At 59.9% G+C, this 25,871-nt stretch carries 23 protein-coding genes; 12 read left to right on the top strand and 11 right to left on the bottom strand.

Features of this window, described 5'->3' with window-relative positions:
- Window positions 1-208: 208 nt before the first annotated feature.
- The 5 genes from HKK57_RS03490 to HKK57_RS03470 all read right to left on the bottom strand — a co-directional run bounded on the left by HKK57_RS03490 (window position 209) and on the right by HKK57_RS03470 (window position 5,204).
- A complete protein-coding gene (locus HKK57_RS03490) occupies window positions 209-910 on the bottom strand; it encodes an ABC transporter ATP-binding protein (RefSeq protein WP_029297115.1) in 702 nt (233 codons plus the stop codon).
- Complete coding sequence (gene livG / locus HKK57_RS03485; RefSeq protein ID WP_038446527.1) at window positions 911-1,678, bottom strand: high-affinity branched-chain amino acid ABC transporter ATP-binding protein LivG; 768 nt, start codon at window positions 1,676-1,678, stop codon at window positions 911-913.
- Window positions 1,675-2,928: a high-affinity branched-chain amino acid ABC transporter permease LivM gene (locus HKK57_RS03480; RefSeq protein WP_029297111.1), complete on the bottom strand. Its 1,254-nt coding sequence runs from the start codon at window positions 2,926-2,928 to the stop codon at window positions 1,675-1,677. Before HKK57_RS03480 ends, livG begins: the two co-directional genes overlap by 4 nt.
- Window positions 2,925-3,848, bottom strand: a complete 924-nt coding sequence (gene livH / locus HKK57_RS03475) for a high-affinity branched-chain amino acid ABC transporter permease LivH (RefSeq protein ID WP_029297109.1) — start codon at window positions 3,846-3,848, stop codon at window positions 2,925-2,927. Before livH ends, HKK57_RS03480 begins: the two co-directional genes overlap by 4 nt.
- A 228-nt stretch (window positions 3,849-4,076) precedes the next feature.
- Window positions 4,077-5,204, bottom strand: coding sequence for a branched-chain amino acid ABC transporter substrate-binding protein (locus HKK57_RS03470; RefSeq protein ID WP_029297106.1), 1,128 nt, complete (start codon window positions 5,202-5,204; stop codon window positions 4,077-4,079).
- A 341-nt stretch (window positions 5,205-5,545) separates the two neighbouring features.
- Here HKK57_RS03470 and HKK57_RS03465 point away from each other — a divergent pair, with 341 nt between their 5' ends.
- Window positions 5,546-5,851 carry a DUF2288 domain-containing protein gene (locus HKK57_RS03465; protein WP_029297105.1) on the top strand — a complete coding sequence of 102 codons (306 nt, stop codon included), beginning with the start codon at window positions 5,546-5,548 and terminating at the stop codon, window positions 5,849-5,851.
- 298 nt (window positions 5,852-6,149) lie between these two features.
- Here HKK57_RS03465 and HKK57_RS03460 read toward each other — a convergent pair whose 3' ends face one another.
- The 3 genes from HKK57_RS03460 to HKK57_RS03450 all read right to left on the bottom strand — a co-directional run bounded on the left by HKK57_RS03460 (window position 6,150) and on the right by HKK57_RS03450 (window position 11,275).
- Window positions 6,150-8,330: a hypothetical protein gene (locus HKK57_RS03460; RefSeq protein ID WP_029297104.1), complete on the bottom strand. Its 2,181-nt coding sequence runs from the start codon at window positions 8,328-8,330 to the stop codon at window positions 6,150-6,152.
- Between the two features lie 209 nt (window positions 8,331-8,539).
- A complete protein-coding gene (locus HKK57_RS03455) occupies window positions 8,540-10,765 on the bottom strand; it encodes a putative bifunctional diguanylate cyclase/phosphodiesterase (protein WP_169389786.1) in 2,226 nt (741 codons plus the stop codon).
- A 141-nt stretch (window positions 10,766-10,906) separates the two neighbouring features.
- The gene (locus tag HKK57_RS03450) at window positions 10,907-11,275 is read right to left on the bottom strand and encodes a YkgJ family cysteine cluster protein (protein ID WP_169389785.1); all 369 of its coding nucleotides are present in this window, start codon (window positions 11,273-11,275) and stop codon (window positions 10,907-10,909) included.
- A gap of 247 nt (window positions 11,276-11,522) precedes the next feature.
- Here HKK57_RS03450 and HKK57_RS03445 point away from each other — a divergent pair, with 247 nt between their 5' ends.
- Complete coding sequence (locus HKK57_RS03445) at window positions 11,523-12,869, top strand: spinster family MFS transporter (protein ID WP_029297094.1); 1,347 nt, start codon at window positions 11,523-11,525, stop codon at window positions 12,867-12,869.
- 168 nt (window positions 12,870-13,037) lie between these two features.
- Here the strand turns inward: HKK57_RS03445 and rapA are convergent, their stop codons facing one another.
- On the bottom strand, window positions 13,038-15,884 hold the full coding sequence (gene rapA, locus HKK57_RS03440; protein WP_092234105.1) for an RNA polymerase-associated protein RapA: 2,847 nt from the start codon (window positions 15,882-15,884) through the stop codon (window positions 13,038-13,040).
- A 218-nt stretch (window positions 15,885-16,102) separates the two neighbouring features.
- Here rapA and HKK57_RS03435 point away from each other — a divergent pair, with 218 nt between their 5' ends.
- From HKK57_RS03435 to HKK57_RS03425, 4 genes are all read left to right on the top strand, one after another.
- Window positions 16,103-16,444, top strand: a complete 342-nt coding sequence (locus HKK57_RS03435) for a hypothetical protein (RefSeq protein WP_029297088.1) — start codon at window positions 16,103-16,105, stop codon at window positions 16,442-16,444.
- 25 nt (window positions 16,445-16,469) lie between these two features.
- A complete protein-coding gene (locus tag HKK57_RS03430; RefSeq protein WP_154906447.1) occupies window positions 16,470-16,661 on the top strand; it encodes a hypothetical protein in 192 nt (63 codons plus the stop codon).
- Between the two features lie 143 nt (window positions 16,662-16,804).
- Window positions 16,805-16,921, top strand: coding sequence for a cytochrome c oxidase subunit CcoM (gene ccoM / locus HKK57_RS27195; protein WP_029297086.1), 117 nt, complete (start codon window positions 16,805-16,807; stop codon window positions 16,919-16,921).
- A gap of 15 nt (window positions 16,922-16,936) precedes the next feature.
- Entirely contained in the window at window positions 16,937-17,122 is a 186-nt protein-coding gene (locus tag HKK57_RS03425) for a hypothetical protein (protein ID WP_154906446.1), read from the top strand.
- 37 nt (window positions 17,123-17,159) lie between these two features.
- Here the strand turns inward: HKK57_RS03425 and HKK57_RS03420 are convergent, their stop codons facing one another.
- Complete coding sequence (locus tag HKK57_RS03420) at window positions 17,160-18,635, bottom strand: inorganic phosphate transporter (RefSeq protein WP_029297084.1); 1,476 nt, start codon at window positions 18,633-18,635, stop codon at window positions 17,160-17,162.
- Window positions 18,636-18,965: 330 nt separating this feature from the next.
- Window positions 18,966-19,166, bottom strand: a complete 201-nt coding sequence (locus HKK57_RS03415) for a hypothetical protein (RefSeq protein ID WP_029297082.1) — start codon at window positions 19,164-19,166, stop codon at window positions 18,966-18,968.
- A gap of 537 nt (window positions 19,167-19,703) precedes the next feature.
- Here HKK57_RS03415 and pcaR point away from each other — a divergent pair.
- The 6 genes from pcaR to pcaH all read left to right on the top strand — a co-directional run bounded on the left by pcaR (window position 19,704) and on the right by pcaH (window position 25,870).
- Window positions 19,704-20,546: a pca regulon transcriptional regulator PcaR gene (gene pcaR, locus HKK57_RS03410; RefSeq protein ID WP_029297080.1), complete on the top strand. Its 843-nt coding sequence runs from the start codon at window positions 19,704-19,706 to the stop codon at window positions 20,544-20,546.
- 174 nt (window positions 20,547-20,720) lie between these two features.
- Window positions 20,721-22,067: an MFS transporter gene (locus HKK57_RS03405; RefSeq protein ID WP_029297078.1), complete on the top strand. Its 1,347-nt coding sequence runs from the start codon at window positions 20,721-20,723 to the stop codon at window positions 22,065-22,067.
- 231 nt (window positions 22,068-22,298) lie between these two features.
- On the top strand, window positions 22,299-23,156 hold the full coding sequence (locus HKK57_RS03400) for a CoA transferase subunit A (RefSeq protein ID WP_029297076.1): 858 nt from the start codon (window positions 22,299-22,301) through the stop codon (window positions 23,154-23,156).
- Window positions 23,156-23,935 carry a CoA-transferase subunit beta gene (locus tag HKK57_RS03395; RefSeq protein ID WP_029297074.1) on the top strand — a complete coding sequence of 260 codons (780 nt, stop codon included), beginning with the start codon at window positions 23,156-23,158 and terminating at the stop codon, window positions 23,933-23,935. Before HKK57_RS03400 ends, HKK57_RS03395 begins: the two co-directional genes overlap by 1 nt.
- A complete protein-coding gene (gene pcaF, locus HKK57_RS03390; protein ID WP_178121336.1) occupies window positions 23,932-25,137 on the top strand; it encodes a 3-oxoadipyl-CoA thiolase in 1,206 nt (401 codons plus the stop codon). Before HKK57_RS03395 ends, pcaF begins: the two co-directional genes overlap by 4 nt.
- Window positions 25,138-25,165: 28 nt before the next feature.
- Window positions 25,166-25,870: a protocatechuate 3,4-dioxygenase subunit beta gene (gene pcaH / locus HKK57_RS03385; protein WP_169389784.1), complete on the top strand. Its 705-nt coding sequence runs from the start codon at window positions 25,166-25,168 to the stop codon at window positions 25,868-25,870.
- Window position 25,871 lies beyond the last annotated feature (1 nt).

Genomic DNA, 25,871 nt, shown 5'->3' with positions numbered 1-25,871 from the left:
TTTGGGCTTGCTTACCCCACTAGAGAAAGGGGGGAGGGGATCGTTACACGGGGATCGAAGAAAACTTGAAAACAACGCAAATTCTACGGTTCACACAAAACAAATGTGGGAGCGGGCTTGCCCGCGATAGAGGTGTGTCAGCCAATACATCCGGCCCTGGCACTCCGCCATCGCGGGCAAGCCCGCTCCCACATTTTTTACGCCGTTTTTAGCCGCCCAGGTACGCCTCGCGCACTTTCGGGTCGGTCAGCAATTGCTCTCCGCTGCCCTGCATCACCACCCGGCCGTTTTCCAGCACATAGGCACGGTCGGCAATTTTCAACGCCTGGTTGGCGTTCTGCTCCACCAAAAACACCGTCACACCGTCCTTGCGCAGTTGCTCGATGATGTCGAAGATCTGCTGGATGATGATCGGCGCCAGACCCAGGGAAGGTTCGTCCAACAGCAGCAGTTTGGGCTTGCTCATCAGCGCACGGCCGATGGCGAGCATCTGCTGTTCGCCGCCGGACATGGTGCCGCCGCGCTGGCTGAAACGCTCCTTGAGCCGAGGGAACAGGTGCAGCACCTTGTCCATCTGCTCCTGGTAATCGCCCTTGTCGGTAAAGAACCCGCCCATGGCGAGGTTTTCTTCCACGGTCAGGCGGGCAAACACCCGACGGCCTTCCGGGACCACGGCAATGCTCTTGCGCATGATCGCTGCCGAGTGCTGGCCCACCAGTTCCTCACCCATGTAGCGGATGCTGCCGCTGTGAGCCTGGGGCGAACCGCACAGGGTCATCAGCAAGGTGGACTTGCCGGCACCGTTGGCACCGATCAGGGTGACGATCTCGCCCTGGCGCACTTCCACGTTGACGTCGTGCAGGGCCTGGATCTTGCCGTAGAAAGTGGAAACGTTTTCGAATTGCAGCATTTACGCTTCCCCCAAATAGGCTTTGATCACTTCCGGGTTGTCGCGGATCTGCTCCGGCGTCCCGTTGGCCAATGGCGTGCCCTGGTTGATCACGACGATATGGTCGGAAATGCTCATGACCAGTTTCATGTCGTGCTCGATCAGCAGCACGGTGGCGTTGTTTTCTTCACGCAGCACACCGATCAACGCCTTGAGGTCTTCGGTTTCCTTGGGGTTGAGGCCTGCCGCCGGTTCGTCGAGCATCAGGATCCGCGGGCGGGTCATCATGCAGCGGGCGATTTCCAGGCGACGTTGCTGACCATAGGCCAGGGTGCCGGCTGGGCGGTTGGCAAACTCGGTGAGGTTGACCTTGTCCAGCCAATACGCGGCGTACTCCATGGCCTCGCGCTCGCTCTTGCGGAACGCCGGGGTCTTGAACAGGCCTGCGAAGAAGTTGGTGTTCAGGTGACGGTGCTGGGCAATCAGCAGGTTTTCCACTGCGGTCATGTCCTTGAACAACCGCACGTTCTGGAAGGTCCGCACCACGCCCTTGCGGGCGATCTCGTGACCAGCCAGGCCCTGGATCGGCTGGCCGTCCAGCAGGATGCTGCCACCGGCCGGCTTGTAGAAACCGGTCAGGCAGTTGAACACCGTGGTCTTGCCGGCGCCGTTGGGGCCGATCAAGGCGACCACTTGTTTCTCTTTGACGGTCAGGGCAACGCCATTGACCGCCAGCAAGCCGCCGAAGCGCATGCTCAGGTTTTCGACTTTCAGGATCTCGCGGCTCATTTGCGCAGCTCCATATGTGGACGTTGCATGGGCAGCAGGCCTTGAGGGCGCCAGATCATCATCAGCACCATCATGGCGCCGAACATCAACATGCGGTACTCGCTGAACTCACGCATCAGTTCCGGCAGCAGGATCATCACGATGGCCGCAAGAATCACGCCCAACTGCGAGCCCATGCCACCCAATACCACGATGGCGAGGATGATTGCCGACTCGATGAAGGTAAACGACTCCGGCGTCACCAGGCCTTGGCGAGCAGCAAAGAAGCTACCGGCAAAACCGGCGAACGCAGCACCCAGGGTAAAGGCGGAGAGCTTGATGATGGTCGGGTTCAGGCCCAGCGCGCGGCAAGCGATTTCGTCTTCACGCAGCGCTTCCCACGCGCGCCCGATCGGCATGCGCAGCAGGCGGTTGATCACGAACAGCGCGGCCAGGGCCAGCAGCAGGGCGACCAGGTACAGGAACACCACCTTGCTCACCGGGTTATAGGCAATCCCGAAGTATTCGTGGAAGGTCTGCATGCCCTCGGCAGCGGAGCGATCAAACGACAAGCCGAAGAACGTTGGCTTGGGAATGCTGCTGATGCCGTTGGGACCACCGGTGATATCGGTGAGGTTACGCAGGAACAGGCGGATGATTTCACCGAAGCCCAGGGTCACGATGGCCAGGTAGTCACCGCGCAGGCGCAACACCGGGAAGCCCAGCAGGAAGCCGAACGTCGCCGCCGCCATGCCGGCCAATGGCAGGCAGATCCAGAAGCTCCAGCCCAGGTAGTGCGAGAGCAGCGCGTAGGTGTAGGCACCCACTGCGTAGAAGCCCACGTAACCCAGGTCGAGCAGCCCGGCCAGGCCCACCACGATGTTCAGGCCCAGGCCCAGCAACACGTAGATCAGGATCAGGGTGGCAATATCCACCGCACCACGGGAGCCGAAGAATGGCCAGATCAACGCGGCCACGATCAGGCCGATGATGATGTAGCGCTGGGTGCGCGGCAGGGTCAGGAACTGGCTGACCTTGGGCGAGACCAGCGGGCCCCGGTTGGACTTGAGCAGCGCACCAACCTGCTGGGTGAACAGTACCCGCAGGAACATCAGCACCGAGCACAGGGCAATGATGGTCAGTGTCACCGGCCCAGTGCCGTGTACTTCAAGGTTGATCCCGACAATGCTCAACTTGAGCCCGAGTACCGGAAAGGCCACGGCCCATACCAGCAAGGCGCTGAAAAACGCCGATTTAAGATATCTGCTCATACTTTCTCAACCTCCGGACGGCCCAGGATGCCGGTCGGCCGGAATAACAGCACCAGAACCAATAGACCGAAGGCCACCACGTCCTTGTACTGGTCGCCGAAGATATCGGCACCAAAGGCTTCGGCCACACCCAGCACCAGCCCCCCGAGCATGGCGCCCGGAATACTGCCGATGCCGCCCAGAACCGCCGCGGTAAAGGCTTTGAGGCCCACCAGGAAGCCGGCGTTGGGGTTGATCACGCCATACTGCATGCTCAGCAGCACCGCCGCGACGGCGGCCAATGCAGCACCGATCACGAAGGTCAGGGCAATGATGTTGTTGGTGTTGATGCCCAACAGGTTGGCCATCTTGATGTCTTCGGCGCAGGCCCGGCAGGCGCGCCCCAGACGGGAGCGGGAGATGAACAGGGTCAGGCCGAGCATCGCCACCAGGGTGACGACGAAGACCAGGATCTGCATGTAGGAAATCAGGACTTCTTCTGCACCGCCCGGCCCGAAGGAAATACTGCCCGGGATCAGGTTGGGAATGGACTTGTCCTTGGAGTCCTGGGATAGCAATACGGTGTTCTGTAGGAAAATCGACATGCCGATGGCGGAAATCAACGGGATCAACCGGTTGCTGCCACGCAAGGGGCGGTACGCAACGCGTTCGATACTGTAGCCGTAGGCACTGGTTACGACGATTGACGCAAGGAACGCGGCAGTCATCAATAGCGGCAGGGAGTGGATACCCATCATGGCCAACCCGGCAATGGCGATGAAAGCCACATAGGAGCCAATCATGTACACCTCGCCGTGGGCGAAGTTGATCATTCCAATGATGCCGTAAACCATTGTGTAGCCAATGGCTATCAAGGCATAGGTGCTGCCAATGGTCAGGCCATTAACCAGCTGTTGGAAAAAATGATAGATCTCAGGCATTACAGCGCTCCTAAAAACCCGATACGCATTTCACTGGTGGAGTCATCTTCCAGCCTGGTGCTGTGTTCTGTGAGCACATTTGCACAAAGCATTTGCCAGCGAACCGCTGGTGACGGTTTTAAGATTTTCAGGTGAACCAGCGCCCGGATCGCGGGTGCGTGGCCCATAAACCTCGTAAAACAAAACCCACTGCTTGCACAGTGGGCTTGTTGTCCAGTAACGCCTGGCTTACTGAGGGGAAACTTCGGTTTTTGGTTGACCGAAGTGCCATTCGTAGACCACGAACTTGAAGTCTTTCAGGTCGCCCTTGGCGTCGAAGCTCAGGTCGCCGGTCGGGGTCTTGAAGGTACCCGCGTGGATGGCCTCGGCTACTTTGGTGGTGTCTTCGCTTTTGGCAGCAGCGATGCCGCCGGCGATGATTTCCACCGCCGAGTAGGCTGGGAACACGAACGGACCGCTTGGGTCTTTGCCGTCAGCCTTGAGTGCGTCGACGATTGCCTTGTTGGCAGGGTCTGCGTCGAAGGATTTCGGCAGGGTGACCAGCAGGCCTTCGGAGGCTTTCTGGGCGATTTGCGAGATGGAGTCGTTACCCACGCCTTCCGGACCCATGAACTTGGCTTTCAGGCCTTTTTCCTGGGCTTGGCGCAGGATCAGCCCCAGTTCTGGGTGGTAGCCGCCGTAGTAGACGAAGTCGACGTTGGCTTGCTTGAGCTTCTGGATGATCGAGGAGAAGTCTTTGTCACCGGCGTTCAGGCCTTCGAACACGGCAACCTTGGTGCCTTTGCTCTCGAGGGTCTGCTTGACCGCAGTGGCGATGCCTTCACCGTACTGTTGCTTGTCGTGCAGTACTGCAACGACCTTCGGCTTGACGTGGTCGGCGATGTAGTTGCCGGCCGCTGGGCCCTGGGCGCTGTCCAGACCGATGGTACGGAAGACCAGCTTGTAGCCACGAGCGGTGATTTCCGGGCTGGTGGCGGCAGGCGTGATCATGATCACGCCTTCGTCTTCGTAGATGTCGGTAGCGGGTTGAGTGGAGCTGGAGCAGAGGTGGCCGACCACGAACTTGACGCCGTCGTTGACCACTTTGTTGGCTACGGCAACGGCTTGTTTAGGGTCGCAAGCGTCATCGTATTCCTTGGCTTCGAGCATCTTGCCGTCGACACCGCCCTTGGCGTTGATGTCTTTGATGGCTTGCTTGGCGCCCATGAACTGCATATCGCCGTATTGGGTCACAGGGCCGGTTTTAGGGCCGGCAATACCGATCTTGATGGTGTCAGCTGCGAACGAATGGCCGGCAACCCCAGCCAGGACCATAGCGGCAAACAGTTTGGAAATCTGCTTAGTAGCCTTATTCATAGTGCTCCACTCTTACTGTTGTATTTTTTATAGTTCTAGCGGCCTTGTGGGCTACAGAACCGGATCAGATATCTCGGATATCCCCCCGGCAGCGGCCTGGCAACTGTACCGGTACAGTGTAGAGCGCCGGTTGATCGCTTGAAAAGCTAGCTACTGGGGGCAAACCCTGGGTATGTCGCTTAAATGAAAGAAAAAGACAGAATTGCGGCGGGTGAATGCCAGAGTCTCGGGCAATCCTTGGCGTTCCTGACGCTTTCAATCGGTGCCTCAATTGCAACTGGGTTTTTCTGAGGAAGTCTCGACGGTATGATTGCGCCGATTTTTTCCTCAGGTGAGTTCCCATGACGCAAGAACCTAGCACCCTCTATGCCAAGCTGCTCGGCGAAACCGCGGAAATTTCCTGGAAGGAGCTTGAGCCGTTCTTCGCCAAGGGTGCCCTATTGTGGGTCGACGCGGGCCTGGATTTGATCGAAGCCGCCGAGGGCATGGCCGAGGACAGCCGGGACAAAGTGGCCGCCTGGCTGGCCTCGGGGAGCCTTGGCGAAGTGTCTGCGACGCGGGCATTGGACCTGCTGGAGCGTGATCCGAGCCTGTGGGCGGTGGTGGTTTCGCCGTGGATTCTGATCCAGGAAAGGGCATCGAATTAAATGTTCGCACTGAAATGGTGCGAGTTTTTCCCGGTGGGAAGTGTGTAGCGGAGTAACCGCTTTCCCCATGATGGCAACTGGCCGTGAAGAAAGGTCACAGGCGAGGGTGACGTAAACGTCATGGGAACAGTTTTGCGGGCCGCGAATGGCTCGGGGAATTGTTTCTTGGTGTGGCAAGGTTATGGATATTGTCGCCTGGCAGACCGCTTTCGCGAGCAAGCCCGCAGTCGACCGCATTCCAAGGGTGGACCTCGGTCAACTGTGGGAGCGGGCTTGCCCGCGAAGGCCGCGCCGCGGTCTAAGCCGTCTTCCCGGTATGGTTATTCAAGGAAATAACCTTGGTCTTGCCAATCCGGTGACGATAAATCTCACGCAGGTACTTGATCGCCTTCTTCACACAGTCCCGCGACAGGCGGATGTCGTTGATCGAGACAAACTTCTCTTTGTCATTGATCAGCTCGCGGTACTTCTTCTCATACATCGGCTTGATCGCGTACCAGTTGGTATCGAGGATTTTCGCCGGGTTCTCGAATTCGTTGAGCAACTCGTCAATACGGTCCTCGTCGAAGTCTTCATGGATGATGAAGTCCAGGATCGAGTTGTCCAGCGTCTCGTCGAAGCGGTACGGGTTGCGGGCAAAGCAGCGTTTGATAAAGGCCACGATCAACGTCAGGAAATCATCCGACAGGCACGGGCTCTTGGCGATCAGCGTGGTCAGCGACAGGTTGGCCGAGGCGCCGATCACCAGTGCGTAACGCTTGAGGGTGGTGTTGGGGAACAGGCTGTTGAGGTGCGTCTTGAGCCGGTTCAGGTCCATATAGGACAGTTTGTAGTCCTTGGGCAGGGAGACGATGGACACCACCGACGAGCAGTTCTTGAAGAAGTGCAGGTCATGCAGGGCCGCCGCGTCATAGCCGGAATTCTTGTACTGCTCCAGCGACGCCCGATAGCGCTTGGACTCGATCGGCAGCAGGCTGATGCCTTCGATGGCCTGGGTGACCTTGTTGAAGTGGGGCAGGTCGATGGAGCGGAAGAACAGGTCATCGATGTTCAAGCGCTGCGGTTCTTTTTCGAACACCTTGAACTTGTCATTCGACGGCGCCGGGGTTTCCGGGACCACAGACTCGGCATAGGCAATCGCCACCGGCCCCGCCAGGCTCATGAACAGGTCGTTGGCGTCCAGGCGAATGGTTTCACCGATATCAATGCCGGCCCGGCGGAAATAGTTCTGGTCGTAGTCGGTTGTCACCGCCTGGGCCGTCAGAATGTTGAAGATCTGCTGTGAGATGTACTGGTTGGCGTGTTTTTCCATGGCATTGACGTCAATGTTCTGGATGTTGCCATCGTCGCTTTCTTCGGCGTAACGCATGATGTCGTTGGAGATCAGCATCATGGCGTTCCACGGGCGAATACGCCCTTTGACGCTGGCCTCGCTGCTGTCTTCATTGTCGAAGTTGTACGAGAAGTCCCATTCCTCCGACAGGTACTTGCACAGCAGCCGCCCGGCGTTGATGTGCAGCGCCTCGGACATTTCGCTGCGGTGATCGGAGATATTCGGCAGCACGCAAATGCCGCTGGTGAAGATCGGCTCGAACACAAAGGCGTGGCCGCTCTTGCTGTCGTGCTCGTCGGCGGGCTTGGTGTCGAAGGTCTTGTTCATGTACGAGTGCTGTTGGGCCAGGCCAAATTCCGAGGCCATGCCCGAGCCGGTGCCGCCGCCGGCGCTGAAGATCGAGAAGTACAGGCGCGACTGGTTGGCCTTGATCCCGCAGGAATCGATCAGGTACGAATGGATCATCTTCCAGTCGGGGCTGGAAAAACGCTGGGTGTCTTTGTTGAGGATGATCTTGGCCAGGTACTGGCCGAGGATCGGTGCGTTACCGGCGCCACCGGCGTGCACTTCCGACAGGTCCATGATTTTCATCTTGCTGTAGTCGCGCAAAAAGCCGCTTTTTTCGCCCTTGCGGGAAAAACGGATGCGCCCGGCAATGTCTTTGTCCAGGTCGCCGAGCATCACCAACGGTTCTACCAGGAATACCGGCTTGCTGGCCTTGCTGGCGCCCAGGCGCAGGTTGTTGCGGATCCATTGGGCAGGGCTGTAGCCCTTTTCAACGTAGGATTTGTCTTCGGTGCTGAACTCGTTCAAGTAGAACTTGCGCGCGTTGTAGACCAACTCCGCGACATCCAGGGCAATGTTGGAACCGCAGCGCCCCAAGCCGATCAGGCAGACCGAGGGAAATTCCTGCTCGCTGCGTAACTCGCTGTCGCCCTCAAGGTGCGGCGGGCGTGGGAACACCATATCGCGCAGGCCGTCGAGGTTGTCGAGGATGCGGTCGGTATTGGTTTCGGTGAAGTACAGGTATTGCTGGGTGCCCAGCGCACGTTGACTGTTCAATGACTTTGAACCTGAGGGTTTTTCCGCAGGAGCTGTCAGCAACACGTCGGATACCGCAGTAACAGGATTATTTTTAGAAGTCATTGTGCGCCATGTGCCTGGACGGATGGCTGGAAAGCATCAAAGAGCCATCACCGAGTGAGAGTTCGCGACTTTTACAGTGCGTTTTAGGCCTCAGCGACCCGTCTTAACCCTATTTTTTCTAGGGAAAAGCGGCGCCGGACTCTCATGAATCGGCCGTTCGTCGGCGTTCTTTAATCAAAATGATGGCGATATGCCAAGGCTTTTGCGCGTCAACGGATGGGACGTACCACCGAAGAGGTGTCCTTGCCGCCTGCCTGGCTTAACGGTGTGAGCGGGTTGTGCTGATCCAGCGCGATGATCAAAGCGCTGACTTCATTGGCCGGCACTGCTGCACTGAGCAGATAACCCTGCACATAGTCGCAACCATGCTTGATCAGAAGCTCCAGTTGCTGCGCAGTTTCCACCCCTTCGGTGATGACCTGCAGGTGCAGGGTGTGGGCCATGCCGATGATCGCCTGGACAATCTCCATATCGGTGGTGGATTTGGGAATGTCCTGGATAAAGGACCGATCGATTTTCAAGGTGTTGAGGGGCAGGCGCTTGAGATAGGAAAGGGAGGAGTAACCGGTGCCGAAGTCATCGATGGACAGCGAAACGCCCAGCGCGCGGATTTGCCGCAGCAGGATCAGGGTGCTGCTGATGTTGCCCATCAGGGCATTTTCGGTGACTTCCAGTTCCAGGCGGCTGGCGGCGATACCACTGCTGCGCAGGGCGTATTCGATCTCGTCCGCCAGTTCGTCACGGGCCAGGTTCAGGGCCGAGCAGTTGACGGCCATGCTCAGGTCGGGGTGGCCCTGTTCCGTCAGCCAGCTCAGGTCGGCACAGGCCTGGCGTAGTACCCAGTTGTCCAGTTCGGCGATCAGCCCGTTGTTTTCGGCAATACCGATAAACCGGTCGGGCGCCAGCAAACCATGGACGGGATGTTGCCAGCGCACCAGGGCTTCAAGCCGGGTGACTTTGCCTTTGCGCAGGTCGAGAATCGGTTGGTAATGCAGGACCAGTTCTTTTTGGTTGCGTAGTGCGTTACGCAGTTCCTCTTCCAGTTGCAGTTCAAGAGAGGCCCGGGTTTTCAGGTTGGAGCTGAAGAAATTCAAGCTGTTGCGCCCGCCATCCTTGGATTGATAGAGCGCCAGGTCAGCGGTTTTCAGCAGTTCCTCGCTGGTGGTTCCATCCTCGGGAAACACGCTGATACCGATGCTGGTGGTCATCACCATGCGCCGGCCGGCCAGCTCGATGGGCTCTTTCATTTTCAGCATGATGCGCTGGGCCATGTGCCGCGCTTCGTCGCGATGATGGATATTGATCAGGATGCAGAACTCATCGCCGCCAAACCGCGCCACTACATCATTGTGGCTGCGTACCGAACTCTTGATATGCCCGGCCAGGACCGTCAGCAGCTCATCGCCGGCGTCATGGCCCAGGCTGTCGTTGATCCGCTTGAAGTGGTCGATGTCGAGGAAAATCACCGCCAGCATGCCCCCGTCGAGGGATTTCTGTGCGAGCTTTTCGGCGAAGATCTGATTGAAACCCCGGCGATTGAGCAGGCTGGTCAAGGCATCATAGTGGGCGACTTGCTGCAGGGACGCGCGCGCCTGGTCCAGTTCGGTCAGCAGGGTATTGACCCGACGCAGGTCGCGTTCCTTGTGCTGCAGTTTCTTGTCGGCGAGGGCCGCACTGATGCTGCTGCCGATCACCAGCAATGTGATGACGGCCACCGACAACCCCAGTTGCGTCGGGTTATTGTCGATTGGCAGTGGCGGCACAGCCCCTGTGGGCAGCAGCAGTTGCATGGCGGCCATGCCGGTGAAGTGCATGCTGAGAATGCCAGCGCCGAGCACCAGGCTGGCGCCGTACTTGAGCAGTTGGTGGAACATCCCGCTGCCACTGCGCAGGTAATGGGACAACAGCAAGGCTGCCAGGCTGGCGCCGATGGCGATGGCCACCGACAACCCGAACAGCGCGCCGGAAAAGTACACCTGGGCCTCGGAGCGCATGGCGGCCATGCCCACGTAATGCATCAGGGCGATGCCCAGGCCCATCCAGATGGAGGCGACCAGGTATTGATGAAAGTGCAGTTGCGCATGACTGAGGGTTTGCATGGCGAATAGCGACGCGACCATTGCGATCAACAAGGAGGCAACGGTCATGAACACTTCGTAATGGATGGCAATGGGCGCCTGGAACGCCAGCATGCTGATGAAGTGAGTCGACCAGATCCCGCCGGCCAGGCAAGCGGCGCCGATCCAGCGCCAGCGGCGTTTTGCCGTGGGGTTGTCAACGTGGCTGACCCGTTCAGCCATGTCCAGGGTGCCGAAGCCCGCTGCGCAGGCAACCAGGTACGCCAGTAGCACCAGGAAGGGGTTATGGTTGCAATCGAGTAATAAATGCCCGCTCTCGGGAAGGGGGGTAAAAAAATGCAGACCCAGCCATTCCATAGCATGTCCCGTTTGAGTCATCTCGTGTCACGGCGCGCGGCGATGACCTATGGATTCGAGTATAGAAGGCTCAACGGAATCGCAAGCGGTAATGGCATTTTGACTTCTTCGATTTTGGCATGCTGACCATAGCCAATTATTCTAAGCGCTGATCGGCAATTCGTACTCGTAAGGCGGTTGCCCAAGCGGCGCCAGGCCGAACGCGGCGCGGGCGGCGTCGCAATCGACGTTCACTTCGCCCTGGCTCCATGACGCTTCGAACTCCCGGCATACGCTGGAACGCTGGGCGTAGATCGAGCAGCGTGTGCCGCTGCCCACTTCGCCTTCCAGGCTGCAGCAGCGCGCCGGCTTTTGGTCGGTGCCGATCATCGCCACTCGGCTGGGGTTGATCTGTACCACCAGTTCATCGGGCACGGTGCCGCCTGATGAAGCGCATTCGCCCCAAAAGAAAGACACGCGAAAGTGTGAACAGCAGGCACCGCAATTCAGACACGGACTGGCATCGGACATGGCACGTCATCAATAAGAGGTAAGGGGGGGAACTGCGGAAGGCTCGCTATTCTATTCCTGCCAAGGCGCTTGGGAAGGGGGGCGCGTGCTTATTTTTTTACCGGGGAAAATCGGGCTGCCCTGGATGAAATTACGCCCTATCAGCTTTACGAATCATTACAGACAACCGCGCCGCGCCTGACTAGATTGCAGGTTCCGGGCAGGATGCGTCGGCATCGAGCCTCTATAACAATAAAGAGACGGACCCATGCAGAACTCGACCCAAGCGGCGAATGCCTGGCGCATTCTGTTCCTGCTGTTCCTGGCCAACCTGTTCAACTTCTTTGATCGCACGATTCCGGCGATCATCATCGAGCCGATCCGCATGGAATGGCACCTCAGTGACTTCCAGCTCGGCATCATCGGCACCGCGTTCACCATCGTTTATGCCATTGCCGGCTTGCCTTTGGGGCGCCTGGCCGATACCGGCTCACGCAGCAAACTGATGGGCTGGGGCCTGGCGAGCTGGAGTGCGCTGACGGCGGTCAACGGTATGGTTGGCAGCTTCTGGACCTTCCTGCTGGTGCGCATGGGCATCGGTATTGGCGAAGCCAGTTATGCACCGGCCGCCAACTCGTTGATCGGCGACCTGTTCCCGGCCCACCGCCGCGCCCGGGCCATGGGGATTTTCATGCTGGGCCTGCCCTTGGGCCTGTTGCTGGCGTTCTTCACCATCGGCGCGATGGTCCAGGCGTTCGACAGCTGGCGTGCACCGTTCTTTATTGCCGCGGTCCCGGGGCTGATCCTCGCGGTCTTCATGTTCTACATCAAGGAGCCCAAGCGCGGCGCCGCCGAAACCGTGCAAGTTTCCCAAGAGAAAGTCGACCGGCCGATTCGTCGCGTGCTGGCGGTCCCGACCTTCCTTTGGTTGGTGCTGGCCGGGCTGTGCTTCAACTTTGCCACCTATGCCTGCAACTCGTTCCTGGTGCCGATGCTGCAACGCTACTTCCTGATGCCGCTGCAAGAAGCAGCGGTGGCAACCGGGGTGATTGTCGGTGTGACGGGCTTGTTCGGCCTGACCCTGGGTGGGCTGGTGGCCGACAAGATTCACCAACGTATCCCCAACGGCCGCCTGCTGTTTGCCGCGTTCAGCCTGATTATTTCCACGGTCTGCACGGCCTGGGCCCTGCATGCGGGGCGCATCGAGATTGGGGTGTTTGTCGCGGTGTTCAGTGTGGGCTGGCTGTTTGCCTATAACTTCTATACCTGTGTGTACACGGCGATTCAGGACGTGGTGGAGCCACGCCTGCGGGCTACGGCCATGGCACTGTTTTTTGCCGGCCTGTATCTGCTGGGTGGTGGTATGGGGCCAGTGGTGGTGGGCGCATTGTCTGATCACTTTGCCCATGCGGCGATGTATGCGGCGGGTGCCGAACAAATGACCGAAGCGTTCAAGGCCGTGGGCCTGCATGACGCCATGTACCTGATCCCGGTGGCGTTGTTCCTGACCATGCTGTTTCTGTTCCAGGCTTCGCGGTGTTTTGTGCGCGATGCCAAGCGGATGAAGGATGGGTTGGGGGTGGTGGAGGTGCCCGGTCCGGCGGTTCCTGCTTGAGATCGAGGTGATGCCATCGCAGGCAAGCCAGCTCCCACAGTTAACCGAGTTGCCAACTGGAACACCGGTCAACTGTGGGAGCTGGCTTGCCTGCGATGAGGCCCTCAAGACCCCATAAAAAAGGCCCGCATTGCGCGGGCCTTCTTGTTTGACAGGGCAGGGCGCGGATCAACCCGCTACCAACACCCGAATCGCTTCCAACCGCAACGCCGCCTTGTCGAGCATGGCCAGACCTTGCTCGCGTTGTTGGCGCAGGGCAACCAGTTCGCTGTCGCGCACGGTTGGGTTGACCGCTTGCAGGGCTGTCAGGCGCGCCAGCTCTTCGTCGGTGTCTGCTGCCAGGCGACGTTGCGCCTCGGCCACACGTTCGGCGTGGCGCGGGGCGATTTTCTCTTCGCCGGCGTTGATCCGTGGCGTCAGCTGGTCACGCTGGGCCTGCACGAACTTGTTGGCGCTGGCCCGTGGCACGCTTTCCAACTGGTCGTTCAGGGTGGTGAATGACACACGGCCCGACAAGTCATTGCCATTGGCATCCAACAGGCAACGCAGTGCCGCTGGCGGCAGGTAGCGACCCAGTTGCAGCGAACGCGGCGCCACCACCTCACTGACGTAGAGCAGTTCCAGTAACACGGTGCCCGGCTTGAGCGCCTTGTTCTTGATCAGCGCCACGGCGGTGTTGCCCATGGAACCGGACAGCACCAGGTCCATGCCGCCCTGGACCATCGGGTGCTCCCAGGTGATGAACTGCATGTCTTCGCGAGACAGCGCCTGGTTGCGGTCGTAAGTGATGGTCACGCCTTCGTCGTCGCCGAGGGGGAAGCTGGCGTCGAGCATTTTTTCGCTGGGCTTGAGGATCAGCGCGTTTTCCGAATGGTCTTCGCTGTCGATGCCAAATGCATCGAACAGGGTTTCCATGTAGATCGGCAGGGTGAACTGATCGTCTTGCTCCAGGATGTCTTCGACCAGCGCATCACCTTCACCTGCGCCGCCGGAGTTGAGTTCCAGCAGGCGGTCGCGGCCGGTGTGCAACTCGGCTTCCAGGCGCTCGCGCTCGGCGCGGGCTTGGTCGATCAGGCCTTGCCATTCGCCGTCGTCGGCGTTTTCCAACAGCGGCAGCAGGCGCGGGCCGAACTGGTGCTGCAAGGCGTTGCCGGTCGGGCAGGTATTAAGGAAGGCATTCAGCGCTTCGTGGTACCACTGGAACAGCCGCTCTTGCGGACTGGTTTCCAGGTACGGCACATGCAATTCGATCACATGCTTCTGGCCGATCCGGTCCAGGCGCCCGATGCGTTGCTCCAGCAAGTCCGGGTGCGACGGCAGATCGAACAGCACCAGATGGTGGGCGAACTGGAAGTTGCGGCCTTCACTGCCGATTTCCGAACAGATCAGCACTTGGGCGCCGAACTCTTCATCAGCGAAGTAGGCGGCGGCACGGTCCCGTTCGAGGATGTTCATGCCTTCGTGGAACACCGTGGCCGGGATGCCGGAGCGCACGCGCAGGGCGTCTTCCAGGTCCATGGCGGTTTCGGCATGGGCGCAGATCACCAGGACCTTGGTGCGCTTGAGCATTTTCAGCTGGTCGATCAGCCACTCGACGCGCGGGTCGAAGCGCCACCAGCGGTTTTCTTCTTCAATATCCGGCTGCGACTGGAAGCTGACTTCCGGATACAACTCGGCATGCTCGCCCAGCGGCAGTTCCAGGTACTCGTCCGGGCATGGCAGCGGGTAGGCGTGCAGCTTGCGCTCGGGGAAGCCTTGCACCGCGGCGCGGGTGTTTCGGAACAGCACGCGGCCGGTGCCGTGGCGGTCCAGCAGTTCACGCACCAGGCGCGCGCTGGCTTCGGTGTCGCCATCGTTGACGGCGGCCAGCAGGGCTTCACCTTCGTTGCCAAGGAAGCCTTGGATAGTCTTGTGCGCAGCCGGTGAAAGACGGCCCTTGTCCATCAATTCCTGGACGGCTTCGGCCACTGGGCGATAGTTCTCGCTCTCGGCGCGGAAGGCTTTGACGTCGTGGAAACGGTTCGGGTCCAGCAGGCGCAGACGGGCGAAGTGGCTGTCCTGGCCCAGTTGTTCAGGGGTTGCGGTCAGCAGCAGCACGCCGGGAATGGTCTCGGCCAACTGCTCGACCAACTGGTATTCGGCGCTGGCTTTCTCTTCATGCCAGACCAGGTGGTGCGCTTCGTCGACCACCATCAAGTCCCAGCCGGCGGCGAACAGCGCGTCCTGGGCTTTCTCGTCATCCACCAGCCATTCCAGGGCCACCAGCGCGAGCTGGGTGTCTTCGAACGGGTTGCTGGCATCGCTTTCGATAAAACGTTCTTCGTCGAACAGCGCAACCTGCAGGTTGAAGCGCCGGCGCATTTCTACCAGCCATTGGTGCTGCAGGTTTTCCGGGACCAGGATCAACACGCGATTGGCGCGGCCGGACAGCAACTGGCGATGGATCACCAGGCCGGCTTCGATGGTCTTGCCCAGGCCTACTTCGTCGGCCAGCAGGACCCGTGGTGCGATACGGTCGGCCACTTCACGGGCAATGTGCAATTGGTGTGCAATCGGCTGCGCACGTACGCCACCCAGGCCCCAGAGCGAGGACTGCAATTGGCGGCTGGTGTGTTCCAGGGTGTGGTAGCGCAGGGAGAACCAGGCCAGCGGGTCGATCTGCCCGGCGAACAGACGGTCGCTGGCGAGGCGGAACTGGATGAAGTTCGACAGTTGGGTTTCAGGCAGAGTGACCTGCTCGTTCTGCCCATTGAGACCGTGGTAGACCAGCAGGCCATCGACATCGTCGACCTCGCGCACGGTCATTTTCCAGCCTTCGAAGTGGGTGATGGTGTCACCCGGCGAAAACCTCACGCGAGTGAGGGGCGCATTCCGTAGCGCATACTGGCGGGTGTCGCCAGTGGCCGGATAGAGCACGGTCAACAAGCGGCCGTCCTGTGCCAGAACGGTGCCTAACCCCAGCTCTGCTTCGCTGTCACTAATCCAGCGTTGCCCCGGTTGATACTGCTGCGCCATGCTGCCTGACTCCCGCCGTGAAAAAGCCGACTATTCTAACGGAACAAGGGCCCCAGCCAAAGGACTCTGACAAAAACTACTCCGCTTGCAGGGATGAAAGAGGGCGATTCGACGGGTGCCAGGGCACGGGTGACTGACGACTGGGTCACAAGTTGGCGAGCCTGGGCTCAAGTCGCTGGTGCGCCAGCCGACAGCCTGCTGACAGGAGACTAATAATTATGCTGCCACCGATCTTGCCCTTGAGTGTTGTGCCGGTCACGTCGCAACTCGACCCCGTGCGCCCAAAGCCCGATATTCCACCGGTGGTCCCCGCGCAGCCGAGCTCCAACGAAAGCACCATCGACCTCAAGCACCGCGACGCCGAACAATCGACGCTGATGCTGCGCGAAGAACAGCGGCGCCAGCAGGAACAGCAGAAACGCCGGCGCGAAGCCGACGAGGATCCCGAGCAGCACCTGGCCATTCCTGGTGATGAGCTCAATGCTGATAACACCGTGCCAGTCGCGCCGCTGATCGAAGACGCGCCCCGCCAGGGTTTGTGGGTGGATGTCGAGGTTTGACCCCCGGGCGGGCCAGGACGCATTATTGAGTCACTCCAGCCACCACGTAAGCCATGCCATGAGTGACGACAAGCTGATCGACCTGAATGCCGAACGGGCCAAACGGGTACATGACCTCAACGACAAGCGCCTGAATGACGTGCGCCAGGCATTCGAGCAGGCCATGCCGTTGGGCAAGACGAAGAAAAAGTCGAAAAACAAACCGAAAAAACGCTGAAATGCTCTGAATCTGTTGATTCAGGTCAGTTATTTCCCTTCTTTACGCCCCGTCGCGGGCGACATTGATCCCCGTCAATTTCTCCTCCCGCCTTCTTGGTTAACTTAGCCCCATCGCAACAGGGCAAGAGCAGGAGGCCGGTCATGTTTTTCGATAATGTGGTTTTCGCCGGGGTGCTGACTGTCGGCCTCATGGTGCTGTTTTTTGTAGGGTTTGGTTTTTTTATCTGGAAAGACGCGAATAAGCGTAAAAAACCATAGGTTTTTCCGGGTTACATGAGCACGCAAGGCATTTTGGGCGACTTCGGTCGCCCTTTTTTTTGCCCGGATTTTGACGCAGTTCTTGTAGGAGCCGGCTTGCCGGCGAAAATCGCCAACGATAACGCGGTGGGCCTGGTGCCCGTGCTGCTCTCCAGTTTTTCGCCGGCAAGCCGGCTCCTACAAGGACAAAAAAAGGCGTGACCCTCGCGGGTCACGCCTTTTTCAGTTGCGCGGGCTGTTAACTGCCCAGCGCCTTGGATGCCAGCCAGAACAACCCGGCCGACAGGCTCACCGTGGCCGGAAGGGTCAGCACCCAGGCCATCAGGATGGTCTTCACGGTGCCGCCTTGCAGGCCGCTCTTGTTCGCGACCATGGTCCCGGCCACGCCCGAAGACAGCACGTGGGTGGTGGAGACCGGCAGGGCGAAGATGTTGGCAAAGCCAATCATGGTGGCGGTGGTGATCTGCGCCGACATGCCCTGGGCATAGGTCATGCCCTGCTTGCCGATCTTCTCACCGATGGTCAGTACCACACGCTTCCAGCCCACCATGGTGCCCAGGCCAAGGGCCAGTGCCACGGCGAGGATCACCCAGAACGGGGCGTACTCGGTGGTAGCGGTCAGGTCTTTACGCAGTTTTTCCAGGTCCGACTTCTCGCGGGAATCAAGGCCTGGCAGCTTGCCGACTTTCTTCGCGGTATCGTCCAGGCACAGCAAGTAGCGACGGACTTCAATGCGCTGGTCGGAGGTCAAGGAGTGGTAGTCAGAGACACCCTTCAATGTGCCGAGGAGGGCGTTGATGGTGGGTTCGGTCTGTTGCGGATTGCAACGGAACTTGCCTGGCAGGTCGTCTCTGACACTTTTGCCCAGGGCAAGGAATTCGCCGAGGGTTTCGTGGTTGCGCTGGTAGAACTGGTTGAGGTGCAGGGTGGCGTCGCGGGTTCGCTCGATCTGGTAAGTGGTGCTGCCCAGATCGAGTACGAACTGCGCGGGCACGATACCAATCAGCACCAGCATGATTAGGCCGATACCTTTCTGGCCGTCGTTGGAACCATGCACGAAACTCACGGCCATCGCCGAAATCACCAGTACCAGGCGGTTCCAGAACGGCGGGTGTTTCTTGTCGTCGAGCTTGCGGCGCTGGTCCGGTGTCTTGTGCATCTTGGACAGCGGACGCCACCATTTAAGACCAATCAACACCAGGGCTGCGACCAGGAAGCCGGCCATGGGCGAGAACACCAGCGAGGCGCCGATATCAATAGCCTTCTGCCAGTTAACCCCGTCGGCCAGCGGAATATCGTTGATCAGGGCATTGGCCAGGCCGACACCGAGGATCGAACCGATCAGCGTGTGGGAGCTGGATGCCGGGATCCCGAAATACCAGGTGCCGAGATTCCATGTGATGGCGGCGGCCAACAATGAGAACACCATGGCCAGGCCATGTCCGGTGTTCACATTGATCAGCAACTCCACCGGCAGCAAGTGCACGATGGCATAGGCAACGCCTACCCCGCCGAGCAACACGCCGAGGAAGTTGAACACCCCGGAAAAGAATACGGCCAGGTGCGGCGGCATCGCTTTGGTATAGATGACTGTGGCCACCGCGTTAGCGGTGTCATGAAAGCCATTGATGAACTCGAAGGCGAGGACAAAGGCGAGGGCGAGCAACAGGCTCACAAGAACCCAGGCATCCAGTCCGCTGAATAAATCGATCATGAAGGTTTTATGACCCGGTCGTAAGGGGGCGCGATTATGCCAGAAAACCTCAGTAATCGATGCACTAGCTGCTCGCCGGTAACATTCTTCAACGAATTAGTTTGGAGGAGGGGTGCGGCTACCAGATATTCCGGTGGTTTGGCAACTCATTGATTTGTAAAGAATAGAGGGTGCGGAGTGGGGTGCGACAATTAAGGTAAGGCGGCTGAAACGGCTGTATGAAATTTCGTAATGGCGTCGAAACTGACGATTGGAGGGCATGCCCAAGGCGCCCCTGCCAGAAGGTGCTGGCAGGGCGGTGACTGGCCAGGGGGCTCAGTCCAGCAGAGCTTATGGCTCTTCGGCCTTGAGGTCCTTTTCGATCTTTTGGATTTCCTGGGCAAACGCCTGGTCGAGCAGGCTGGCTCGTTTGCGCCATGGTTTGCGTTCCGGCTCCGGTTGGGCGGCGTAGGTGGTGACTTCCCCGCCGTAAACATCCTTGTAACGTTGCTCCTGGCGCTCAAGTTCCGCGCGCAGTTCGTCTTTCGTCACATTGCTACCTAATTGAGTTGAGTTTGATTCCGGTGAAGCGCGATATCACGAAGAGGCATACGACTCACCACTTCTGAATTGCGCGCGGCCACGGCACCGGGGAAGTACAACTGTCGTAGCAACAGTTTTCTTTTTCAGGCTGGGTACATGCGGCCAAGGCCTGGATAAGGCAAGGGCTGGGTTCAGCGGGATCAAAGATCGCGCGGCAGGCCCACTTCACATTGTCGCAGAGTGCATTATAGCGGCGCATTTGAATAAGACTATCGTCAACAAGTTAAAAAGCGTCAACTTGGCCTGGTGAGAGGGTAGTTCAATAGTGTCGAGAAGTTGGCGCCACTTGCTTAATAACCGGCATGTGACAGTTGAAAGTAAAATTGGCATTAATTAAGTCAACACTGCTGCGCCTGATCCAGGTAGCCAACAAATTGCGATTATCGAATGATCGTCCGATAATCGCCCAATCTTGGCGCCCCTGCCTTGTACATCTGCCGCGCGGCAGCTTGTAATGGCGCTTGAAAATAAGAGAAAGGACCTGAAATGAACGATCAATTGCGCAACTCCTTTGCCTCAGTGGCGCCGCCGATCGTTGCGTCACCGGCCAAACGCATCCAGGCGTTTACCGGCGACCCGGATTTCATGACCTCCCTGGCACGCGGGCTGGCCGTGGTGCAGGCGTTCCAGGAGCGCAAGCGTCACCTGACCATCGCGCAGATCAGCCATCGCACAGAAATCCCCCGCGCTGCCGTCAGGCGTTGCCTGCATACCTTGATCAAACTCGGCTACGCCACTACCGACGGGCGCACCTACTCGCTGTTGCCCAAGGTCCTGACCCTGGGGCATGCCTACCTGTCGTCCACACCCCTGGCGGTTTCTGCCCAGCCCTACCTGGACCGCATGAGCGAGCAGCTTCATGAAGCCTGCAACATGGCGACCCTGGAAGGTGACGACATCCTCTATATCGCCCGCTCCGCCACGACCCAGCGCCTGATCTCGGTGGATCTGTCGGTCGGTGGCCGGCTGCCGGCCTATTGCACGTCCATGGGGCGGATCTTGCTGGCCGCCCTGGATGATGCGTCGCTGCAGGACTACCTCGATCATGCCGACCTGCAAACCAAGACCAGCCGCACCCTGACCACGCCCGAAGCGTTGCTGGAATGCCTGCAACAAGTGCGGCAACAGGGTTGGTGCATCGTTGACCAGGAACTGGAGCAGGGCCTGCGCTCCATTGCCGTGCCGGTGTATGACGCGTCTGGACAGGTGCTGGCTGCGCTGAACGTCAGCACCCACGCCGGCCGGGTCAGCCGTAGCGAGCTGGAGCAACGCTTCCTGCCGAGCATGCTTAGCGCCAGCCAGGAGCTGAGTGCCCAGTTGTTTGCTTAAGCTGTTCGGTGACCGCACAGATCCCGGTTTGATGAATTGACGGTGTTTCCCCTGGCTTATTAATGTCGCGGCAGCGTAATTGACCGCGACGGCGTACGCCGCAAGTCCGATTTCGCTCCAATAATAATGACGACTCACCGTCGTCCGCCCGCCATCGGTGTGGAAATAAAAACAATGAATCAGCCTTCGCCTTCTGTTGGTACATGTCTGGACGTGCAGTCCTTTATCAACGCCCAACCTTTGTCCCGCTATCAATGGCGGGTGGTGATCCTGTGTTTCCTGATTGTCTTTCTCGATGGCCTGGATACTGCGGCCATGGGCTTCATTGCGCCGGCGCTGTCCCAGGATTGGGGGATCGACCGCGCCAGCCTCGGCCCGGTGATGAGTGCGGCGTTGATCGGCATGGTGTTTGGCGCCTTGGGCTCGGGGCCCTTGGCCGACCGGTTCGGGCGCAAGGTGGTGCTGGTGGGGGCCGTGCTGGTGTTCGGCGCCTTCAGCCTGGCCTCGGCCTACAGCACCAACGTTGATCAGCTACTGGTGTTGCGGTTCCTGACCGGCCTGGGCCTGGGCGCCGGTATGCCGAACGCGACGACATTGCTGTCTGAATACACCCCGGAGCGACACAAGTCGTTGTTGGTGACCAGCATGTTCTGTGGTTTCAACCTGGGCATGGCCGGTGGCGGGTTTATCTCGGCCAAGCTCATACCGCTGTTCGGCTGGCACAGCTTGCTGCTGATCGGCGGCATCCTGCCCCTGATCCTGGTGGGGGTGCTGCTGCTGTGGCTGCCGGAATCGGCGCGCTACCTGGTGGTGCGCAATCGCGGCACCGACAAAGTGCGCAAGGCCTTGGCACCCATCGACCCGGCCACCGTCGCCCAGGCCGCCAGCTTCAGTGTCCCGGAACAGAAAACCGTCAAGGCGCGCAATGTGTTCGCGGTGATCTTTTCCGGCACTTACAGCACCGGCACCTTGTTGCTGTGGCTCACGTACTTCATGGGCCTGGTGATTGTGTACCTGCTGACCAGTTGGTTGCCGACCCTGATGCGTGACAGCGGTGCCAGCATGGAACAGGCGGCATTCATTGGCGCGTTGTTCCAGTTTGGTGGCGTACTCAGCGCCGTGGGCGTGGGCTGGGCCATGGACCGGTTCAATCCGCACAAGGTCATCGGTACTTTCTACCTGCTGGCTGGGGTGTTTGCCTACGCCGTGGGCCAAAGCCTGGGCAATATCACCCTTTTGGCCACCCTGGTGTTGATCGCCGGGATGTGTGTCAACGGTGCGCAATCGGCCATGCCTTCGCTGGCCGCGCGGTTCTACCCGACCCAGGGGCGCGCCACGGGTGTCTCGTGGATGCTGGGGATTGGGCGTTTTGGCGCGATCCTCGGCGCATGGATGGGCGCCACCTTGCTGGGGTTGGGCTGGAACTTCGAGCAGGTGCTGACGGCGTTGGTGATTCCGGCTGCATTGGCCACCACTGCGGTGTTGATCAAAGGCCTGGTTAGTCATGCGGATGCCACCTGAGATTTAAGGCCGGCACGCTTCAAAAGTGTGGGAGCAAGCCCGCTCCCACATGGACGGTGCTCACATTGAATTCAGGGGTGTTTGGCGGAATGTTAGCCAAGCAACAATCTGTTCGATTATCGAACGGATAGTCGATTATCGGATTGTTTGGCTCCAGGCCCCGGCTTACTCTTCAAGCACTTCGGCGCTGCCTCCAGCGCTTTTTTCGACCTACATCGGGAGCCCAACCCCATGGCTGAAATCCTTTCGCTGGCTGATGCGGTAAAGCAGTTCGTCAATGACGGTGATACCGTCGCGCTCGAAGGCTTTACCCACCTGATCCCTACAGCGGCAGGTCATGAAATCATTCGTCAGGGCAAGAAAGACCTGACGCTGGTACGCATGACGCCCGACCTGATCTACGACCAACTGATCGGTGCCGGCTGTGCGCGCAAGTTGATTTTCTCGTGGGGCGGCAACCCTGGCGTGGGTTCCCTGCATCGCCTGCGGGACGCGGTCGAGAAGCAATGGCCGCAACCGTTGGAGATCGAAGAACACAGCCATGCGGACCTGGCCAACGCCTACGTGGCCGGCGCTTCCGGCTTGCCGTTCGCGGTGTTGCGGGCGTATGCCGGTTCCGACCTGCCCAAGGTCAACCCGTTGATCAAGACCGTGACCTGCCCCTTCACTGGCGAAGTGCTGGCGGCGGTGCCGTCGGTGCGCCCGGACATCACCGTGATCCATGCGCAAAAGGCCGATCGCAAGGGCAACGTGCTGTTGTGGGGGATCCTTGGGGTGCAGAAAGAGGCGGCATTGGCGGCCAAGCGTTGCATCGTCACTGTCGAAGAGATCGTCGATGACCTCAACGCGCCGATGAACGCCTGCGTACTGCCGACCTGGGCCCTGACCGCCGTGTGCCATGTGCCGGGTGGCGCGCATCCGTCCTACGCCCACGGTTACACCGAACGCGACAATCGCTTCTATCAAGCCTGGGACCCGATCGCTCGGGATCGTGGGACGTTTACCGCCTGGATCGATGAATACATCCATGGCACCGCCGACTTCAGTCAATTCCAGGCCAAGCTGGCTGCCGCCCAGGAGGCCAAGTAATGACTTACTCGACCAATGAAATGATGACCGTCGCCGCTGCGCGTCGCCTTAAAAACGGCTCGGTATGCTTCGTCGGTATCGGCCTGCCGTCCAAGGCCGCCAACCTGGCGCGCCTGACGTCTTCGCCAGATGTGGTGTTGATCTACGAGTCCGGCCCGATTGGCGCCAAACCCTCGGTACTGCCGCTGTCCATTGGTGACGGCGAACTGGCGGAAACCGCCGATACCGTAGTCCCCACCGGTGAGATTTTTCGCTACTGGCTGCAGGGCGGGCGCATTGACGTCGGCTTTCTAGGCGCGGCCCAGGTCGACCGTTTCGGCAATATCAACACCACCGTGGTCGGTGACTATCATCAGCCCAAGGTGCGCCTGCCGGGCGCCGGTGGCGCGCCGGAAATCGCCGGTTCCGCCAAGAGCGTGCTGATCATCCTCAAGCAGTCGTCCCGTTCGTTTGTCGACAAACTGGACTTCATTACCTCGGTCGGCCATGGCGAAGGCGGCGATTCGCGCAAGCGCCTCGGTTTACCAGGCGCAGGCCCGGTAGGGATTATTACCGACCTGTGCATCATGGAACCGGAAGAGGGCACCCACGAATTTGTGGTCACGGCTTTGCACCCAGGCGTGACCCGCGAGCAAGTGATCGCCGCCACCGGCTGGGCGGTGCGTTTTGCCGATCAACTCGGAACCAGCGCCGAGCCCACCGACATTGAACTGAACGCCTTGCGCGACCTTGAAGCCCGTACCGCCGCCGCCCATGGCCAAACCCCAGGAGAAGCCTGATGCGCGACGTGTTTATCTGTGATGCGATCCGCACTCCCATCGGCCGCTTCGGCGGTGGCCTGTCCACGGTGCGCGCCGATGACCTGGCGGCCTTGCCGATCAAGGCACTGATGGCGCGCAACCCGTCGGTGGACTGGACCGCGGTCGACGAAGTGTTCCTCGGCTGCGCCAACCAGGCTGGCGAAGACAACCGCAACGTGGCCCGCATGGCTTCGCTGCTGGCCGGCTTGCCATCGAGCATCCCTGGCGTGACCCTCAACCGTTTGTGTGCCTCGGGCATGGACGCCATCGGCACCGCGTTCCGCGCCATCGCCAGTGGCGAAATGGAGCTGGCGATTGCCGGTGGCGTCGAGTCGATGTCCCGTGCGCCGTTCGTGATGGGCAAGGCCGATGCCGCGTTCTCGCGCAACATGAAGCTGGAGGACACCACCATCGGCTGGCGTTTTATCAACCCGTTGATGAAGGCCCAGTACGGCGTCGATGCCATGCCGCAGACCGCTGACAACGTGGCGGATGACTATAAAGTCTCGCGCGCCGACCAGGACGCCTTCGCCTTGCGCAGCCAGCAACGCACGGCCGCTGCCCAGGCTGCCGGGTTCTTCGCTGAAGAAATCGTGCCGGTGCGGGTCGCCCATAAAAAAGGCGAGACCCTGGTGGAGCATGACGAGCATCCACGCGCCGACTCCAGCCTCGAGGCCCTGGCCAAGCTCAAGCCCGTCAATGGTCCGGGCAAGACCGTCACCGCCGGCAACGCCTCCGGCGTCAACGATGGCGCAGCGGCCTTGATTCTGGCCAGCGCCGAAGCCGTGAAAAAGCACGGCCTGACTGCCCGCGCCCGGGTGTTGGGCATGGCTAGCGCCGGGGTCGAACCCCGTGTGATGGGCATCGGCCCGGTGCCTGCGGTGCGCAAACTGGTTGAGCGCCTGGGCCTGGCCGTCAGCGACTTTGATGTGATCGAACTCAACGAAGCCTTCGCCAGCCAAGGCCTGGCGGTGCTGCGCGAGTTGGGCCTGGCGGACGACGCAACCCAGGTCAATCCCAACGGTGGCGCAATTGCCTTGGGCCATCCGCTGGGCATGAGCGGTGCGCGCCTGGTGTTGACCGCGCTGCATCAACTGGAAAAAACCGGCGGCAGCAAAGGCCTGGCGACCATGTGTGTTGGCGTCGGCCAAGGCCTGGCCCTGGCGATTGAACGCGTTTGAGACTGACAAGAATAAAGAGGATGACTCCATGAGTGACAAGCCCGGATACCGGCGCCCGCAAGCGGGTACTCAGCCTGATTACCTGCACCCGGCGTACCAGTCGACGAACCTGCGTTCGCCGTCCAAGCCGTTGGTGTTTCTGCCCCATTCGCTATCGGAAATCACCGGCCCGACCATCGGCGCCGAACGCGTCGCCGAGCACGACAACGACCTGACTGCCCAGCACGATGGTGAACCCCAAGGCGAGCGCATCATCATTCACGGTCGGGTCCTGGATGAAAACGGCCTGCCTGTACCGGGCATCCTGGTCGAGATCTGGCAGGCCAACGCTGCCGGTCGCTACAACCACAAGCGCGACTTGCACGATGCGCCCCTGGATCCGAACTTCACCGGCACCGGTCGCACCGTTACCGACGCCGATGGCTGGTACCAGTTCCAGACCATCAAGCCTGGGGCCTATCCGTGGGGCAACCATCACAACGCCTGGCGTCCGGCGCACATTCACTTCTCGCTGTTCGGCCCCAGCGTGCTGACGCGCTTGGTGACCCAGATGTACTTCCCTGGCGACCCGCTGCTGGCCTATGACCCGATCTACAACTGCGTGCCCGACACTTCGGCCAAGGAACGCCTGATCGCCAGTTTCGACCTGGAAAAGACCGTGCCGCACTACGCCCTCGGCTACCGCTGGGACATCGTCCTGCGCGGCCGTGACGCCACGCCGATGGAGAAATGAC

Origin of the sequence: Pseudomonas sp. ADAK21, from assembly GCF_012935735.1 — a bacterium.
Classification (GTDB): Bacteria; Pseudomonadota; Gammaproteobacteria; order Pseudomonadales; family Pseudomonadaceae; genus Aquipseudomonas; species Aquipseudomonas proteolytica.
The sequence above is the reverse complement of the archived record's forward strand: the minus strand, read 5'-3'. Positions and strand labels throughout refer to the sequence as shown.

Bases quoted from the DNA above. Each gene is read 5' to 3' on its own strand.
- HKK57_RS03470 (WP_029297106.1), bottom strand. From the start codon at position 5,204: ATGAATAAGGCTACTAAGCAGATTTCCAAACTGTTTGCCGCTATGGTC.
- HKK57_RS03480 (WP_029297111.1), bottom strand. From the start codon at position 2,928: ATGAGCAGATATCTTAAATCGGCGTTTTTCAGCGCCTTGCTGGTATGG.
- HKK57_RS03435 (WP_029297088.1), top strand. From the start codon at position 16,103: ATGCTGCCACCGATCTTGCCCTTGAGTGTTGTGCCGGTCACGTCGCAA.
- HKK57_RS03490 (WP_029297115.1), bottom strand. From the start codon at position 910: ATGCTGCAATTCGAAAACGTTTCCACTTTCTACGGCAAGATCCAGGCC.
- HKK57_RS03450 (WP_169389785.1), bottom strand. From the start codon at position 11,275: ATGTCCGATGCCAGTCCGTGTCTGAATTGCGGTGCCTGCTGTTCACAC.
- HKK57_RS03405 (WP_029297078.1), top strand. From the start codon at position 20,721: ATGAATCAGCCTTCGCCTTCTGTTGGTACATGTCTGGACGTGCAGTCC.
- rapA (WP_092234105.1), bottom strand. From the start codon at position 15,884: ATGGCGCAGCAGTATCAACCGGGGCAACGCTGGATTAGTGACAGCGAA.
- HKK57_RS03455 (WP_169389786.1), bottom strand. From the start codon at position 10,765: ATGGAATGGCTGGGTCTGCATTTTTTTACCCCCCTTCCCGAGAGCGGG.
- livG (WP_038446527.1), bottom strand. From the start codon at position 1,678: ATGAGCCGCGAGATCCTGAAAGTCGAAAACCTGAGCATGCGCTTCGGC.
- pcaH (WP_169389784.1), top strand. From the start codon at position 25,166: ATGAGTGACAAGCCCGGATACCGGCGCCCGCAAGCGGGTACTCAGCCT.
- pcaR (WP_029297080.1), top strand. From the start codon at position 19,704: ATGAACGATCAATTGCGCAACTCCTTTGCCTCAGTGGCGCCGCCGATC.
- HKK57_RS03425 (WP_154906446.1), top strand. From the start codon at position 16,937: ATGAGCACGCAAGGCATTTTGGGCGACTTCGGTCGCCCTTTTTTTTGC.
- HKK57_RS03460 (WP_029297104.1), bottom strand. From the start codon at position 8,330: ATGACTTCTAAAAATAATCCTGTTACTGCGGTATCCGACGTGTTGCTG.
- HKK57_RS03420 (WP_029297084.1), bottom strand. From the start codon at position 18,635: ATGATCGATTTATTCAGCGGACTGGATGCCTGGGTTCTTGTGAGCCTG.
- HKK57_RS03400 (WP_029297076.1), top strand. From the start codon at position 22,299: ATGGCTGAAATCCTTTCGCTGGCTGATGCGGTAAAGCAGTTCGTCAAT.
- ccoM (WP_029297086.1), top strand. From the start codon at position 16,805: ATGTTTTTCGATAATGTGGTTTTCGCCGGGGTGCTGACTGTCGGCCTC.
- HKK57_RS03445 (WP_029297094.1), top strand. From the start codon at position 11,523: ATGCAGAACTCGACCCAAGCGGCGAATGCCTGGCGCATTCTGTTCCTG.
- HKK57_RS03395 (WP_029297074.1), top strand. From the start codon at position 23,156: ATGACTTACTCGACCAATGAAATGATGACCGTCGCCGCTGCGCGTCGC.
- HKK57_RS03465 (WP_029297105.1), top strand. From the start codon at position 5,546: ATGACGCAAGAACCTAGCACCCTCTATGCCAAGCTGCTCGGCGAAACC.
- livH (WP_029297109.1), bottom strand. From the start codon at position 3,848: ATGCCTGAGATCTATCATTTTTTCCAACAGCTGGTTAATGGCCTGACC.